General features: G+C 71.9%; 11 protein-coding genes. 2 read left to right on the top strand and 9 right to left on the bottom strand.

Annotation, left to right across the window (positions count from 1 at the left end; genetic code table 11):
• Positions 1 to 2: 2 nt before the first annotated feature.
• Both WME96_RS05890 and WME96_RS05885 read right to left on the bottom strand, forming a co-directional pair.
• Positions 3 to 161 (bottom strand): hypothetical protein, encoded by a 159-nt coding sequence (locus WME96_RS05890; protein WP_437289188.1) that lies wholly within the window; start codon positions 159 to 161, stop codon positions 3 to 5.
• A 403-nt stretch (positions 162 to 564) separates the two neighbouring features.
• Positions 565 to 2,370 (bottom strand): carbohydrate binding domain-containing protein, encoded by a 1,806-nt coding sequence (locus tag WME96_RS05885; protein WP_437289187.1) that lies wholly within the window; start codon positions 2,368 to 2,370, stop codon positions 565 to 567.
• A 765-nt stretch (positions 2,371 to 3,135) separates the two neighbouring features.
• Between WME96_RS05885 and WME96_RS05880 the strand changes: the two genes are divergently transcribed.
• Complete coding sequence (locus WME96_RS05880) at positions 3,136 to 3,732, top strand: hypothetical protein (protein WP_437289186.1); 597 nt, start codon at positions 3,136 to 3,138, stop codon at positions 3,730 to 3,732.
• Positions 3,733 to 4,079: 347 nt separating this feature from the next.
• On the opposite strand, the gene WME96_RS05875 is transcribed toward WME96_RS05880, so the two are convergent.
• A complete protein-coding gene (locus tag WME96_RS05875; RefSeq protein WP_437289185.1) occupies positions 4,080 to 4,514 on the bottom strand; it encodes a hypothetical protein in 435 nt (144 codons plus the stop codon).
• Positions 4,515 to 4,914: 400 nt separating this feature from the next.
• Here WME96_RS05875 and WME96_RS05870 point away from each other — a divergent pair, with 400 nt between their 5' ends.
• Positions 4,915 to 5,382, top strand: a complete 468-nt coding sequence (locus WME96_RS05870) for a hypothetical protein (RefSeq protein WP_437289184.1) — start codon at positions 4,915 to 4,917, stop codon at positions 5,380 to 5,382.
• 126 nt (positions 5,383 to 5,508) lie between these two features.
• Here WME96_RS05870 and WME96_RS05865 read toward each other — a convergent pair whose 3' ends face one another.
• The 6 genes from WME96_RS05865 to WME96_RS05840 all read right to left on the bottom strand — a co-directional run bounded on the left by WME96_RS05865 (position 5,509) and on the right by WME96_RS05840 (position 14,595).
• Positions 5,509 to 6,147 carry a lysophospholipid acyltransferase family protein gene (locus tag WME96_RS05865; RefSeq protein WP_061618836.1) on the bottom strand — a complete coding sequence of 213 codons (639 nt, stop codon included), beginning with the start codon at positions 6,145 to 6,147 and terminating at the stop codon, positions 5,509 to 5,511.
• A gap of 122 nt (positions 6,148 to 6,269) precedes the next feature.
• Positions 6,270 to 7,718, bottom strand: a complete 1,449-nt coding sequence (locus WME96_RS05860; protein WP_437289183.1) for a GuaB1 family IMP dehydrogenase-related protein — start codon at positions 7,716 to 7,718, stop codon at positions 6,270 to 6,272.
• Between the two features lie 12 nt (positions 7,719 to 7,730).
• Positions 7,731 to 8,942: a glycosyltransferase gene (locus WME96_RS05855; RefSeq protein ID WP_437289182.1), complete on the bottom strand. Its 1,212-nt coding sequence runs from the start codon at positions 8,940 to 8,942 to the stop codon at positions 7,731 to 7,733.
• A complete protein-coding gene (locus WME96_RS05850) occupies positions 8,939 to 11,563 on the bottom strand; it encodes an efflux RND transporter permease subunit (RefSeq protein ID WP_437289181.1) in 2,625 nt (874 codons plus the stop codon). Before WME96_RS05850 ends, WME96_RS05855 begins: the two co-directional genes overlap by 4 nt.
• Before the next feature lie 152 nt (positions 11,564 to 11,715).
• Complete coding sequence (locus WME96_RS05845) at positions 11,716 to 13,299, bottom strand: glycosyltransferase (RefSeq protein ID WP_437289180.1); 1,584 nt, start codon at positions 13,297 to 13,299, stop codon at positions 11,716 to 11,718.
• A gap of 294 nt (positions 13,300 to 13,593) precedes the next feature.
• Positions 13,594 to 14,595, bottom strand: coding sequence for a glycosyltransferase family protein (locus WME96_RS05840; RefSeq protein WP_437289179.1), 1,002 nt, complete (start codon positions 14,593 to 14,595; stop codon positions 13,594 to 13,596).
• Position 14,596: the final 1 nt, after the last annotated feature.

The raw sequence follows: 14,596 nt of genomic DNA, 5'->3' as shown, positions 1-14,596 counted from the left end.
GTTCACTCCTGTGCCACCACGTCGTCGATGGCCGGCCCCTGATGCCCATCCGGATCCTCTCCCAGGGCTGCCGCAGGGGGGCTCGAGCACCCCATGATCGCGCTCGTGGCCATCGCCATGGCGAGGAAGACCTCTGCACGCCGCTCGCAAATAACGACCATGACGCTCCTTTCGCCGCGCATCAGCACACGGACAGTCGCGCGCCGCCCGGATGTGGGCCGCACACAGGGGTTGATGCCGCCAGGGGGCGTGAGCCTTCAGATGATCTGTCGTGGCGTCCTCGACTCGCTCGCCCGGGCACCTGGAGGGGTGTCGTCGCGAACATTTCGATCCATCGAGGTGCGATGTTTGTTATCGCACTGAAACCCTCGGTCGCGTTCTGCTGCTGGGGGCCGCATTGCGCCGCGGGCGCGCGGCACGCTCCCGCGGACCATCCATCACCGCCTCCCCCGGCGGCGATGTCCCGCAGGTCCTGTCAGCTACAGCATGGCTGTACGAGACGCCAGGAGCACGCCCGGGGTGCGCGAGTTTCCGTGGCCCCTGCGCCGAGGCCGCGCGGCGTGGTTACTGCGTCAGACGGACGAGCTTCACGCTGTCCACGGTGACAGCCGCGGTTCCTGCGTTGCCGACGTTGAAGTCGAGCAGCGCCGCGGGATCCTGCGGGACGTTCGGAAGCTCGAACGAGTAGATGACCCACTCGGGGCCCGCCGCCGCGGTCACGCGACCGTAGCTCGCCCAGTTGTTGTCGCTGTTGCCGTTGCGCCCCAGGTTCACCACGAACGTGCGCACGTCGTCCGCCTTGGCGCGGAACGTCAGCAGATAGCGCCCCGCCTGCGGCAAGTTGACCGTGGTGCGAGCCTGGATGTGCCACATGTCGGATCCGGGCTGCTGCACGTTGATGCGCATCTGGCGGCCGCTGAAGTCCGCCCATGACGAGGCGCCGTTCCAGTTGAGGACCTGCCAGCCGCTGCTGCTCTGGTTCCCCCCGAGCGCGGTGTTGGTCACATTGTCGAAAGAGCAATTGCTCACGAGGTTGAGAGGGTCTCGGCAAGCGTCGATCAGGCTGGCCTTCTCGTGGATCACGCCGCCCAGCAGGCCCGAAAAGGCGCGCCAGCCGAGCGCCAGGTCGTCACCTACGAGGCCGATGGGATCGATCCCGCCGTACCCGAGGTTGGAGCTGTTGACGCTCTTGTAGAAGTCGCGAATCAGACCGGCCTCGTAGGCCCACTGCCCCGACGCGGCAGCGCGCTTGTAGATCGAGAGGCCCTCGGAGCCATCGCTGACCGTGCTGGCCAACGTGTCGCCGTCGAGCGCCAGGTGCACGTGAGGGTAGGCCGTCTCCAGCGTCTGGCGCGCAGAGATCGTGCCGTCGGACGCCACCCGGTAAAACGAGAGGTGCTGCTGCGGGGTAACGCCGTTGACGGGGAACGTCGCGCCGGACGTGACGGCCAGGTTCCCGGAATCCAGGGCGAGGCTCCGCCCGAAGGCGCCGGTCGAGAAATAGCCGCTCGTGATGGCCACGGAGCTCCAGGTGCTGGAGACGGCGTTCCTGCGGAAGATGCGGACCGAGCCGAGCTCGACCCCGGCGGTGCCCCCCTCGGACCACGGCGACGCGACCGCGACCAGGTCGCCGTCGATCGCGACCGCAGCGCCGGTGAAGCGCTCGTCCGGCTCGTCGAGCGAGAGCTCGAGGAGCCACGTGTCGTTCGAGCTGTTGTAGCGGTAGATCTCGAGCACGCTCTGTCGCTTGTAGCCGATCACGAGGTAGTCGTCGGACAGGGCGAGCGTGATGTCCTTGAAGCTGATGTCCGCGGGGTGCGTGAGCGGGATCCGGGTGAGCGCGCGGCTGATGTTCTGTCCGTTCTCGCGCACAGCCCCGTTGCAGTTGCGCTGACCGCTGACCAGGGGGCACTCCCCCCATGAGCCGTTGCTGTTCCGGGCGATGAACACGGAGTTCGCCAGCGGAGAGGTGGAGGAGCTCGTGCCTCGCGTCGCGAACGCGAGGAAGCGACTCGAGATGGCGAGCTGGCTCCCGGCCTGGAGGTTGAAGTGGGCGACCCCCGGGAACTGGTAGACGCGCTGGGGCGTGGCGCTCGTCCCGTTCATCAAGTAGACGGCGCCCTGCATCGTGCTGGGGAACGTGGGCTCTGCCTCGCCGCTGATCTTCACGTGCTCTTGAAGCGCGCCGACCAGCGTGAAGGTCCCTGCCCGCGCCATGGTTGTCCCGGCTTCGGGGTACGCGGTGTTGCCGTGCGGGGTGGGCTTACCCACGACCACGCCTGCCGACGCCTGAGCGGCGACCAGACCGACAGCACCAGCGAGCACGCCAGCGAGGCTTCTGAACTTCATCTTCCTGGAAACCAGCATCATGAACCAACCTTCTTCTTTGAAACGAGGAGATCGCCGGCTCAGGGCTCGCGCACGCGGGAAGCGTGCGCTCACCCCGCGGGCGGAGCCTCGGCCTCCGCCGCCGAGCGGCCGGCGCTTCTGGGGCGAAGTCGACATGTAACGCGGCTGCATCGGGCCACGAGTTGACGATCGTGGACGCGATGGACGGCTACAGCCGCAGGTACTCCTGCTCTTCCTGGCAGCGTCGAGCGAGAGCGCCTCCTGAGCGCTCTTCCCGCCAGACACGGCCCCTATCGAGCAGCGCTATCGAAGCCGGCGGCGAGCGTTCCAAGCAGCGCCAGCCTCGATGTGAGCGGAACAGTGTTCGATGCGAGCGCGACCGTCAAGCTCCGGTGAACAAAAACCCATCGACTGAATCTGGCGTTCGATTGTGGAGGGAGGCCGTCTGGGCCGAGCGTGTGACAGGCTCGCCGGGGACGCTGGGAGCACGTCGATGGGACGGCCGTCGACTCGCGTTCACGGCCCGCGCGGGGCGATGAACGGAGGCGTGCGCCGATCGAGGCGAGCTCGCCTGCCGTGGGAGCGGCGACGCGTCGGCCGAGCGCCGCACGCGCTGCGCTTGCGCTCCGCAGGCCGTGTCAGAGGGCCTCTGCTGCGAAGCGCCTTCGGGCGGCTGAGCAAATCTCCGTCGCCTGGAGCGGATTGCCTGTGACAGCGACCTCCACGTAGCTTCCTCGGATCCGCGCGCGCCGCGCTCGGCGCGCGCCCAACCAAGGAGGTCAGTTCATGCCCAAGCAACCTGCACAAGACCCCACGGACGTCGACCAGCTATCCTCTGCCCAGATCGAGCAGCGCGTCGAGAAGACGCTCGATCACATCGAGGCCATCCGCTTGCTCTGGCCTGGTCTCGAGCGGCTCGAGGAGGGCCGGCGCAAGCGCAGCGTCGGACGCAGTCTCGGCGTGCTGGGGCCTCCGCTGGCCAAGCTGTTTGCGCTCCTGCGCCCCAGGGACGGCAAGGACGGCGCGCTCGCGCGGTCGTTCCACGTGCTCGGGGACCAGGACGACGGCGATGACCCGGAGCGGTTCGAGGTGGAGCTGCTCGAGCGGCGCCTGAAGCGCGCCGTGGCCGAGCAGAAGGTCGCCGACGCGCTCGAGGATCTGGCGCGCCACCTCGACGACGACGCCCTCGCCACCGGCGAGATGGTCATCGGTCCAGGCCTCGCCGCGCTCGATCTGGCGCGTACGATCGCCCGCCAGAACGCGACATTCCGCGCCATCCTGGCGCCGGTCCTCGACGACTTCCGGGCGATGACCAAGCAAGCGCGCAAGGGGAAGAGGCCCGAGGCGCCGAAGCCTGAGCCGACGACGCCCGAGCCGATCTGACGGCGCCGCGGGCTCCGCCGGGCAACCCCACCGTCCAGGCCTGGCACCGGCGGCGGCTGGCCAGGCATCCTCCCTCCCGGCGCCGCCGTCCGATCACCCCGGACCGAGGTTCATGCACCGCCGCGCGGAGCATCCGGCGATGCCTCGCCAGGCATCCGCCGGCACCTCGCCAGGCATCCGCCGGCACCTCGGCAGGCATCTGCCGGTGCCTCGCCAGGTATCCGCCGGTGCCTCGCCAGGCATCCGCCGGTGCCTCGCCAGGTATCCGGCGATGCCTCGCCAGGCATCCGCCGGTGCCTCGCCAGGTATCCGCCGAGCCCCGCCCGTCCGGCGGATACGCAGCCTTGTCAGTACTCGACGTCCTGCTTGAAGACGAGCTCCGAGGAAGGCGACCCGGGATTGCTGGCCTTCTCGAGGCTGATGACGAGCTCGAACCGGGTGAGCGGCACGCTCACGTCCTTGAGCTTGCCGGTGCGGTCGTCGGCGTCGAAGTTGAGCGCGCCGACCCGCTGCCAGGGCGAATCGCTGTCCGGGCGCGCCCAGACGACGTAGGCGGAGCCGCTCGGATCGAGGCGATCCGGCGGCGGGAGGTTCTTCGCGGTGATGTCGAGGCGGGTCATGGCCGCGTCGAAGTTGACGTCGGCCACGATCACGGCGTCGGCGCCCGGCGCCTTCCCAATGCCCTGCGGCGTGTAGCGCAGCGGGCCGCCGCAGCCCGCCATCATCGCGCACGCGAACGCCACGACAGCGAGCCGCAGCACCTTCGATACATGTCCTCTCATCTCGGTAGATCCTCCTTCGTCGCTCTGCTGCGGGCGAGGACGCCTCGCGAGCCGCCGGCACCGGCCGGCGGCGAATCAGCGGCGGCATCATAGCCGCTTTCGGCCGCGCCGACGGCGCTCGCCGACGCGGGACCGCAACCGGGCGCGCCGGCCGCCCCGCCCCGCCCCGCGGCCCCCGCCCGCCGCCTCGCCGGCGCGCTCGCCCACCGGCGCGGCGCGCTCGCCCACCTGCGCGGCGCGCTCTCCCCCCCGGGCGTCGCCGCCGCGCGGGCGCGGCCGCCGGGCGGCGCGCCCTCGGCGAGGGCTACGCGGGCGGTCGGATCCCGGAATCGGCGGACGGCGCGGAGCCCAAGGATCGCATGGCGAAGCGCCGCCCATCGACTAAGGTCTCGAATTCGAGATGGATTTGGCACACACACGGCTCGGAGCGCGGGGCGATCGCTGGTCGACGTCGCGGGGGGTCCTGGATGTTCGCACGCCCGCGTCCGACGTCGTGACGCGGCGCTTCGAGGGGTACGCGACGCTCGAGCTCGTCGAGCCGGCGGTCAGGCACCTGGAGACGCTCATCGAGTCGGGCATGCGCCCGATCGTGTTCGACGATTTCGAGCTCGGCACCGGCTATGACAGCGACGTCCGCGCCAAGCTCACGTCGTGGCACCTGCGGAATCCCGGCAAGCTGAAGGAGGTCCATATCCTCGTCCGGCCGGGGCTCGTCGCCATGGGCGTCACGGTCGCCAACCTCGCCACGGGCGGCCGCTTCGTCGTCTACACGGATCGCTCGACGTACGAGTGGGCGCTCGCGGGCGCCCTGACGGAGCGGATCACGGCGGGGCCCGCCTCGTCGCTGCGCGCGCCCTCCCTGCGCTGACGTCGTCGCCAGGCGCTGTCCGCGCCGCGACCGGCCCGACCCGCGCCGCGAGCGGCGGGCCCGATCTCAGGGCTCGGGCCCCTCAGCAGCGCGCTCGACAGCGCCGCGGCGCCGCCGGCCCCGACCTCACGGGTGCTGCGCTACCCCGTTCGCCTGGGGGCTCCGGGCGCCGAGCGTGATCTCGCTCATCCGGCCCGGATGCTTTCCTTCGATGCCCTCGTAGAGACGGCGGATCGTCGCCATGTCGGCCTCGATATCGCCCGTCGGGTAGAAGACGTGGAGGATCCCGCCTCGCTTCCGGGGGAAATCGAGATAACCGAGGATGATCGGGACGCCGGCGCCGAGCGCCACGTAATAAAAGCCCGTCTTCCATCGCTTCGTGCGCGAGCGCGTGCCCTCGGGCGCGACGACGAGAATGAGCTCGTCGCGCTGCTTCAGGATGTCGACCACCGCCGCAACGAGGTTGTTCCGGTCGCGGCGATCGACGGGGATGCCGTCCAGCCACCGGAAGAACCAGCCGAACGGCGGCTCGAAGAGGGTGTGCTTGCCGAGCCAGGAGAACTCGAGGTCGAGCACGTAGCTCACCGCGAGCGTGAACGGGAAATCCCAGTTCGAGGTGTGAGGCGCCGCGATCAGCACCGCCTTCGGCGGGAGATCCGTCACGCCCTCGACACGCCAGCCGAACACGGAGAGCCAGGTCTGGCCGATGAACCGGCGAATCGCGCGGCGGGGGGCGGAAAAACGCGGGGCAGGATCGCTCGGCATGGATGACCTCGACGGTAAGCAGCCGGAGATTTGTCGCTGCCCGGGTGGATGTCACGTCACCTTTCCGTCATCGCCGCGCTGCCCGTCGCGTTCAACGCCGCGTCAACGGCGTCAACGCCGCGTCAACGCCGTTCCAGCCCGTGCGGCTTGCCCTCGCCGTAGCCGGCCAGCGTCTGCACCCCGATGACGGCCTTCTCGTGGAGCTCGTCGAGGTTCGCCGCGCCGGCGTAGGTGCACGCCGACTGCACCCCCGTGATCATCTCGATGAGGATGGCGCCGACGCTCTCGCGCCCCTCCTGGATGTAGATGCGCGACGTCGAGATGCCCTCGCGGAAGAAGACCTTCTTGGCGCGCTCGAACGGGTCGAGATCGGCGGTGCGCTCGCTGACGGCGCGGGCGCTCGCCATGCCGTAGTTCTCCTTGTAGAGCAGCCCCTCGCGGTCCTCCATCACGTCGCCCGGGCTCTCGTAGGTGCCGGCGAGCGTCGTCCCGACCATGACGCGCGAGGCGCCGGCGGCGAGGTAGAGCGCCACGTCGCGCGGGTGCCGGACGCCGCCGTCGGCCCAGACGCGCTTGCCGTGACGGGCGGCCTCGCGGGCGCACGCGAGCACCGACGTGAACGTCGGCCGGCCGGCGCCGGTCTGCATGCGCGTCGTGCACATCGCGCCGGGGCCGACGTTCACCTTCACGATGTCCGCGCCCGCCTCGATGAGCTCCCGCGTGCCCTCCGCCGTGCAGACGTTGCCGGCCACGAGCGGCGCGGCGCCGCCGACCGCGCCCCGCACCGCGCGGATCGCCTCGAGCATCCGGCGCTGGTGGCCGTGCGCCGTGTCGAGCACGATCGCGGAGACGCCGATCTCGAGCAGCCTGGCGGCGCTCTGGGCCGCCTGCGCCGAGATGCCGATCGCCGCGGCGACCATGAGCTCGCCGCCGTCGTCGAGCGTCGGCCTGAGGAGCTCCAGGCGCACGGCGTCGTCGCGCGTGAGCACGCCGTGGAGCCGCCCGTCGCCGTCGAGCACGGGCACCGCCTTCACGCGCGCGTCCTCCATCAGCAGGAACGCCGTCCGGTTCGGCGTGCCGGCCGGGATGGTGATGAGGCGCGACGACATGAGCGCGGACGCGGGCGTGTACTGGTCGCGGTTGCGCAGGTCGGCGTGCGTGACGATGCCGATGGGGCGGCGCTCGTCGTCGACCACGACGACCATGTCGTGCGACCGCTTCCGGATGATGCCGTGCACGTCGCGGAGCGTCGCCCGCGGGGAGACCGAGAGCGGCGTGTCGTACCGCGGATCGGCGCGCTTGATGTGCCGGACGATGCGCTCGACCGTGTCGAGATCCATGTCCTGCGGCAGCACGCCGAGCCCGCCGAACCGGGCCATCGTCTCGGCCATCCGCTTGCCGGTGACCGCGTTCATGTTCGCCGAGACGATCGGGTGCGAGCCGCCGGGGAAGTCCGTCGGGCGCAGGTCGGTGTCGAGGCGCGAGCCGCCGGCAAAGTACCCGGGGGTCAGGAACACGTCTTCGAGGGCGAGCTCCAGGCTCTCGTCACGCTCGGGGTGGAGAAAGCGCATGCGCGGCTCCGATCAGGGGTGGTGGGGCGGTCGTGAGCGTCCCGCCACGCCGCCGGCGGCCTGGCCGCGCGCGAGCAGGTCCGCGTAGAGGGCGAAGAGGGCGTCGAAGTGGTCGTCGCTGGCGGGCAGCCGCTCGCCCGCGGCGCGGGCCGCGGCGGCGCGCTCGCCCCGGGGGCGCTGCAGCACCCGCTCGATCGCGGCGGCGACCTCGGCGGCCGGGGCGCGCGCCGGGTAGGTCTCGGCGGCGCCGGGGCTCACGAAGTCCATCGCCGCGCCGGCCGCGGGGACGACGAGCGGCAGGCCCGAGCAGAGCGCCTCGCCCAGCACGAAGCCGAACGTCTCGGCGGCGCCCCCGTGGACGAAGACGTCGGCGCTGGCGAGCAGCGCCGCGTAGGTGGCGCGGTCCTTCGCGAAGCCGAGGAAGCTCACCTGCGGCAGCGCCGCGGCGCGCCGCTCGAGCCGCGCCCGCTCGGGCCCGTCGCCGAGGATCGCCAGCGCGACCGGGCGCCGCGCCGCGAGCTCCCGCGCCGCGTCGATCACGAGCGCGACCCGCTTCTCGACGGCGAGCCGGCACGCGACGAGGAGCAGCGCGGCCGACGGATCGTCCGCGAACCGGCCGAGCAGGCTCCGCCGCAGCGCCGGGTCCGCGCGGGAAGGGTCGAACGACTCGCGCCGCACGCCGAACGTGACGCGGTGGACGCGCTCGCAGCCGTGCGCTCGGAGCTGCTCCGCGATGAACGTGCCCGGGGCGATCGTCGCGTCGAACCGCCGCGACAGCGCCCGCGGCCAGGCGAACAGCGCGCCCTCCAGCGCGCGGGCGACAGCGCGCGGGCGCAGCCGGTCGAGCAGCGGCGCGGCGTACGTGCTGATCTGGTCGGAGTGGTACACGAAGGTGCGGAGCGGGACGGACCGCTCGCGCGCGACCACGAGCGCGGCCGTGTACGGCGCGCTCGCCTGCAGCACGTCGGGCGCCTCGCGGCGGATGATCGCGCGCACCGCGCCGAGCCGGAGGAGGGCGTGGTAGGTCGGGTCGTACGGCATCGGCGGGCCGGCCACCCGCACGATGCGCCCCCGCTCGAGCTCGACCTCCTCGTCGCGCGGCCCGGGCGCCACGACGACCACCTCGTGGCCGCGCCGGCTGCCCTGGCGCACGAGCTCCTCGAGGTACGACCGCACGCCGCCCCCGCGCGACGAGAAGAACTCCGCGACGTCGAGGATCTTCATGAGTGCTCGCTCCCGCGCCAGAGGAGGCCGCTCTTCCACGCGCCCCGCAGCATGCCCGAGCGGTTCATCACGTGCAGCAACGCGGGGAGGAACAGGAGGGCGCTCGCCACGCACGCGATCTCGCCGCTCACCGCGACCCAGCCGAACGAGTTCAGCGCCTGGTTGTCGGCGAACACGAGCGACCCGTAGCCCAGCACGGTCGTGTAGCTGCAGAGCGCCACCGGCCCGGCCGAGCGCTTCAGCGCGAGCGACACGTCGCCGCCGAGCAGCCGCGCGCGGTCGAAGACGTTGAACGGGTACTCGCAGCCGATGCCGAACGTGATCGGCAGCGCGATGAAGTTCAGGAAGTTGATCTTCACGTCGAGCATGGCCATCGCGACCGCCGTCGCGAGGACGCCGAGCACGAGGGACGACAGCACCGTGAACGAGCCGAGCAGGCTGCCGGTCGCGAGCACCACCACGATCGTGACGGCCAGGAAGGACGCCGCCGTCGCGAGCGGGCCGTCGCGCTCCATCGACCGGATCATCTCGGCGAACACCGTCGGCCTGCTCGCCGTGACGACGTGCGTGCCGTCGGGGAGGACGATGTTGCCGGTCGTGTTCGCCATCCGGAGGAGGTTCTTGCCGTTCGAGAACGAGACGTCGTTCTTGTACTTCACGTAGAACACCGTGCCCACGACGCCGTTGTTCTCCTCGAACCTGCGCCGGATGAGGTCCGGCAGGTCCTGGGGGGTGATCACGCGCAGGGTCTCCGGGGGCTTCATGAGCCGGACGCGCTCCTGCTCCTCCGGGGACAGCGCGCGCATCACGCGCGGGGTCAAGCGGCTCCGGATCCGCTCCAGGACCTCGATCTTCCGGCGCTGCTCCTCGGGCGTGCCGGGGAGCAGGTCGGCGATGGTCGCGACGTCGGCCACGAGCCTCCCCTGCGGGTCCGCCGCGTCGTTCGCCAGGATCTGCGCCTTGATGGCCGGCACCTGCTCGGGCGTGTCCGCGAGCATCATCGCGCCCGCGACGTTCATCTTGCCGCCGAAGACCTCGGACGCCTTGAGCGACCAGCTCCCCGCGCCCTTCTGCTGCGAGCTCTTCGAGCCGAGCCGCGCGAAGTTGTACTCCCACGGGTCCCTCAGGTACGCGGGGAGCTTCCACGCCGCGAGGATCAGGACGATCGGCGCGATGGCCAGGATCACGACCGGCCACCGCTTCGTCGCGCGCGCGAGCAGCCGCGCCGCGGGCCCGGAGGTGCCCTCCTCCGAGACGCGCGGCGGCGGATCGCGCAGCCACCGCGGGAGCCTCGCCTGGACGCGCTCGATCGCGACGAGCGTCGCGGGCACGAGCGGCACGATGGAGGCCCACACCGCGAGCATCCCGACGAAGCCGATCGTGCCGAACTGGCTGAACCCGCGGAAGTGCGTGATCGTGAGCGACCCGTAGGCGATCGCCGCCACGCAGGCGCCGACGAGCTCGGCCCGGAACGCATTGACGACCGCCTCGCGCCGCGCCTCGTCCGCCGCCATGCCGCGCGCGCGGAAGTCGCGGTACCGCGACAGGAGCACGATCGGGTAGTTGACCCCGTTGCCGACGATGATCGCGCCGAGGAACGCGCCGACCGTGTTGACGTAGCCGTACGTCGCGGTCGCGAACGCGTAGCCGGCGCTCGCGCCGAAGGCCGTGGGCAGGGCGATCACGACCAGCGACCAGGGCGAGCGGTAGTAGGCGACCACGCCCGCGAGGATCAGCACCAGCGCGATGGCGGTCGCCCACACCGCCTCGCTGACGAGCGACTTCTGCTCGGCGATCGCGTTCGGGATGTCGCCCGCGTACCCGACCTGCATGTCCGGGTGGAACTGCGCGGGCCCGAGGCGATCGACGAGCGCGGTCACGTCGTCGAGGAGCTGGGCCGCGCTGCGATCGCCCATCCCGGCGCTGCGCGAGACGATGCGGATCGCGACCATGCGCCCGTCGGGCGTCGAGAAGTAGCCGCTCGGGAACTCGTCGATCTTCTTCAGCCGCCGCTGGAGCTCCGCCCACGTGTCGTCGAGCGACAGGCCCTTCTTGGCCGGCGCGCCCGCCGCCTGGCCCCCGCTCGCGCCGCCGGCCTCGCCGGCGTCGAGGTCCTCGATGAGGCCGCTCCTCAGCGCGAGCTCGAGCTCGATCGCCTCGTCCGCCTGCTCGAGCTCGCGGACGCTCGCGTAGAGCCACTTGTTCTCGTCGAAGAAGCGGCGCGCCTCCTTCGTGCCGGACTCCACGTAGCGGATGAGCGACTCCGGCCCGCACGCGGCGCGGCACGCGTCGTCGGCGCACGCGGCGAGGCACGCCGCGCGGCGCCGGAGCGGCTCCTCGAGCTGCTCGGAGAGCGCGTCGATGAACCGCTCGTTCGCGCCGCGATCGGGCGACTCCGCGATCACGATGAGCTGCGCGCCGCCGTCGACGCGCCTCGCCTGGCGCTCGTAGGCCATGAACGCCGGGCTGTCGCTCGGCAGGAGCTCCCGGAGCTCCGTGCGCAGCTCGAGCCGCGACGCGTAGGTCCACAGCCCTGCCATGGCGGCGATCGCCAGGCCGATCACGAGCCAGGGACGCCGCCCGCTGAAGTCGACGAGCGTCCCGATCATCCTGAGGAGCATGCGAAGAACACCTCGAGCCGGCGCCGGGAATTGGCCCGGCGCGGGGCAGGTCTTACCACGCGCGCGGCGCGCGGAACGACGGCGAGCAGCCTCTCACGCGCGAATCACGCGAGCGCGCGCGAGCGCGCGCAATCACGGCAAATCATGCGAATTCAAGCGCAGAACGACGGCTGGATCCCCTTCGGCCGCGGCGCCGCGGCCGGGCGCAGGTGGCCGAAGGCGAACAGGCCGCCGGTGAAGCCCACCCAGGAGCGGAAGTGCCGGAAAGTCTCCAGCCACTGGAGCGCCTTCGGCCCCTCGACGAGCGGGCGGATGCCGGACTGCGCCGCGTGCTCGCGCGCGTTCACGAAGGCGTTCGCGAGCATCCGCTGCACGACGATCGGCGAGGAGCGCTCGCGCGCGCGCTGCGCGGCCGCGGCCCCGAGGCGCGCGGCCGCCGCCGGGTCCCGCGCGAGCGCGAGCGCGGCGTTGGCGAACGCGGCGTTCGCCTTGTCCTCCGCGAGGGCGCCGCGGCCCGGCTCGAGCAGCAGGCCGTTGTGGCCGCTCTGGATCTGCGAGCTCACGCCCATGCCGTCCGCGAACGCGACCGTCGGGGAGCCGCACCAGAGCGCCTCGCTGAGGACGTTGCCGAACGTCTCGCTCAGCGACACGTGCAGGAAGGCGGTCGCGTGGCGGTAGTAGTCCGAGATGCGGCTGTACGGCACCTCGCCCGTGAAGATCACCCGCCGGGCGACGCCGAGCTCCCGCGCCAGCGCCGCGTACGCCGCGCTGTCCGGCCCGTCGCCGACGAGCGTGAGCGTCGCCTGCGGGTGGTTCGGCGCGATGTGCTCGGCGAAGATGCGGATGAGGCGGTGCTGCGACTTCTCGCGGGTGTGCCGCCCGGCGCAGACGAAGCGCGGGCCGCGCACGTCGAGCCCGCGCTCCTCGAGCAGCGGCGCGTACGGGTCGGGGCCGAGCGAGCGATCGAACACGTCCTCCGGCACCATCCGCGGGATGACGTGGATCGGCACCTTCACGCCCCGGTCGCGCCAGTAGTCGCGCAGGCCCTCGCTCAGCACGACGAGCCCGTCGCCCTGGTTGTAGAGGTCGACGAAGAGCCGCTCCATCGGCGCGCGGAGCGTCTTGTGGAGCACCGTGTGGACCGCGCCGATCCGCGAGATGCGCTCCGGCAGCAGCACGTCGTACGCGGCCGCGAGGTGCGTCGTGTTCACGCAGAGCAGCGGGGTGCCGCGCATCTTGCGCAGCCAGATGCCGAACTCGACGAGGAGCGTCGTGGTCTGGGCGAAGCAGATGTCGAAATCCCACCGCATCGGATCGAAAACGTAGGACTCCAGGGGCATCGGCAGGTGCACCCCGGGGTAGGTGCGCAGCGGCACGCTGGGCAGGGCGATGGTGCCGGGGGGCATCTCGTCGGCCGAGGCGTCCGGATCCCGGGGTCCGATCAGTGTTGCCTGATGACCACAGGTGTTGAGCGCCCGATACAGGGCCCGCGTCTGGAAGACCGCGCCGTTCGCGTAAGGAATGCGCGTGAAGTCGCTGAGGATGGCGACCTTGAGCGGCCGCCCGTTGGCTCCGGAGAGGGCAGCGAAGGGATTCTCGGGAACCGCCGCGTGCGGCCGGGCGAAGGAGTGCCCTCCCCGCGCCGATCCCGCCGATGGAATGTGGCGCGTCGACGCGATCGCCTCGTGCTGTGCGCGATCGCTCCGGGGGTCACCGAGCGGCCGAATTGCATCCATGGTCATCTTCGTTGCTCCTTCGAGAAGCGGCGCAGACCGTCGTCAAGCACCGGTGCGCGCGGCGCGATGGGCGATATGACGTTCGTGTCGCGCCTCGTGCGGCCGTGTCTCTCCGCGCCCCTCGAGCGCGGCCTGCTGCTGGCCCACAGCAGCCATTCCTCGCCTCTTCAGTCCGAATCGTCAGGTCGCCGGGTCGCCGCACCGCCGGGTCGCGGGTTCGCGGGACGTTTAGCAAACCTTGTGCCCGGGACGCCACACGCAACCGCGGCGCGAGGTGCGAACGCGGCGATGCACCTAGGCGACCCGGCGCGCCTCGTCGAGCATGGCGAGCGCGGCCGACGGCACATCAGGGAGCGCGCCCGCGAGGTCGACGCGCGCGAAGTCGCCTGCGCGCACGCGATCGAAGAAGCGCGCCACGGTGGCCGGCGTGAACGCGGAGAACGAGCTCGCGACCGCGACGCCGGCGCGCTCGGCGAGGAGCGCGTTGAGCGTCTGCTCGTGATGACGCTCGTCGTGGAGCGCCAGCACCGGCTTGCCGGCGAGCACGCACTCGGCGAGGACGTTGCTGCCGGCGGTGGTCACGACCGCGGATGCGGCCTCGAGGTGGGCGAGGAACGCGCCGGGATCGAACGGCCGCGCCTGCACGCCGGGCACGTCGAGGCCGGGGGCGCCGAACGCGATGACGCGCCGACCGGCGCGCGCGACGCGCTCGAGCATGCCGCGCGCGTCGTACTCGCTGAAGTAGCAGACGACGGCCCCGGCCTCGACGTCGGCCGCGGCGCCCGCGGGCGGCGGCCGGCGCTCCGGGCGCGCGACGAGGGTACCCGGCGTCCCGGGCTCGATGGGCAGGAAGTGGACGGCGACCGCGTGGCGCGCCCGGCTCGAGGCCCACGTCGTCTGGCGGCACGCGAGCACCCGCAGGCGCGGCAGCCCCTCGGGCAGGCGGCAGCGCGAGAAGACGAGGTCGTGGCCGATCGCGATCGCGGGGATCGCGAGCGCGCGCGCAGCGAGCAGCGAGGGGAGATCGCCGTCGCTCACGATGACGTCGGGCCGGAAGCGCGCCTGCTCGACGAGGTCCTTCGCCACGCGGCGGGGGACCTCGAGGGCGCCGCCGAGGCCTCGAGCGATGTACCGCACGGGGCGGTGCTCCGGCAGCGCGCCGAGCTGCTCCGCCGCCTGGCCGCCGCCGTAGATCCTGAGCTCGTGGCCGCGCTCGCGGAGGGCCCGCGTGACCGCGAGCGCGCGGCTCGCGTGCCCGCGCCCCCGCCCGTGGACGTAGTAGCCGATCCTCGCCACG

The sequence above is a fragment of the Sorangium sp. So ce406 genome (assembly GCF_051474675.1).
Lineage (GTDB): Bacteria > Myxococcota_A > Polyangia > Polyangiales > Polyangiaceae > Sorangium > Sorangium cellulosum_G.
This window is presented reverse-complemented; position numbering and strand designations above follow the sequence as displayed.

What these genes read in the sequence shown, in the direction of transcription:
- WME96_RS05890 (WP_437289188.1), bottom strand. Translation starts at nt 161, where the DNA reads ATGGTCGTTATTTGCGAGCGGCGTGCAGAGGTCTTCCTCGCCATGGCG.
- WME96_RS05885 (WP_437289187.1), bottom strand. Translation starts at nt 2,370, where the DNA reads ATGATGCTGGTTTCCAGGAAGATGAAGTTCAGAAGCCTCGCTGGCGTG.
- WME96_RS05880 (WP_437289186.1), top strand. Translation starts at nt 3,136, where the DNA reads ATGCCCAAGCAACCTGCACAAGACCCCACGGACGTCGACCAGCTATCC.
- WME96_RS05875 (WP_437289185.1), bottom strand. Translation starts at nt 4,514, where the DNA reads ATGAGAGGACATGTATCGAAGGTGCTGCGGCTCGCTGTCGTGGCGTTC.
- WME96_RS05870 (WP_437289184.1), top strand. Translation starts at nt 4,915, where the DNA reads ATGGATTTGGCACACACACGGCTCGGAGCGCGGGGCGATCGCTGGTCG.
- WME96_RS05865 (WP_061618836.1), bottom strand. Translation starts at nt 6,147, where the DNA reads ATGCCGAGCGATCCTGCCCCGCGTTTTTCCGCCCCCCGCCGCGCGATT.
- WME96_RS05860 (WP_437289183.1), bottom strand. Translation starts at nt 7,718, where the DNA reads ATGCGCTTTCTCCACCCCGAGCGTGACGAGAGCCTGGAGCTCGCCCTC.
- WME96_RS05855 (WP_437289182.1), bottom strand. Translation starts at nt 8,942, where the DNA reads ATGAAGATCCTCGACGTCGCGGAGTTCTTCTCGTCGCGCGGGGGCGGC.
- WME96_RS05850 (WP_437289181.1), bottom strand. Translation starts at nt 11,563, where the DNA reads ATGCTCCTCAGGATGATCGGGACGCTCGTCGACTTCAGCGGGCGGCGT.
- WME96_RS05845 (WP_437289180.1), bottom strand. Translation starts at nt 13,299, where the DNA reads ATGGATGCAATTCGGCCGCTCGGTGACCCCCGGAGCGATCGCGCACAG.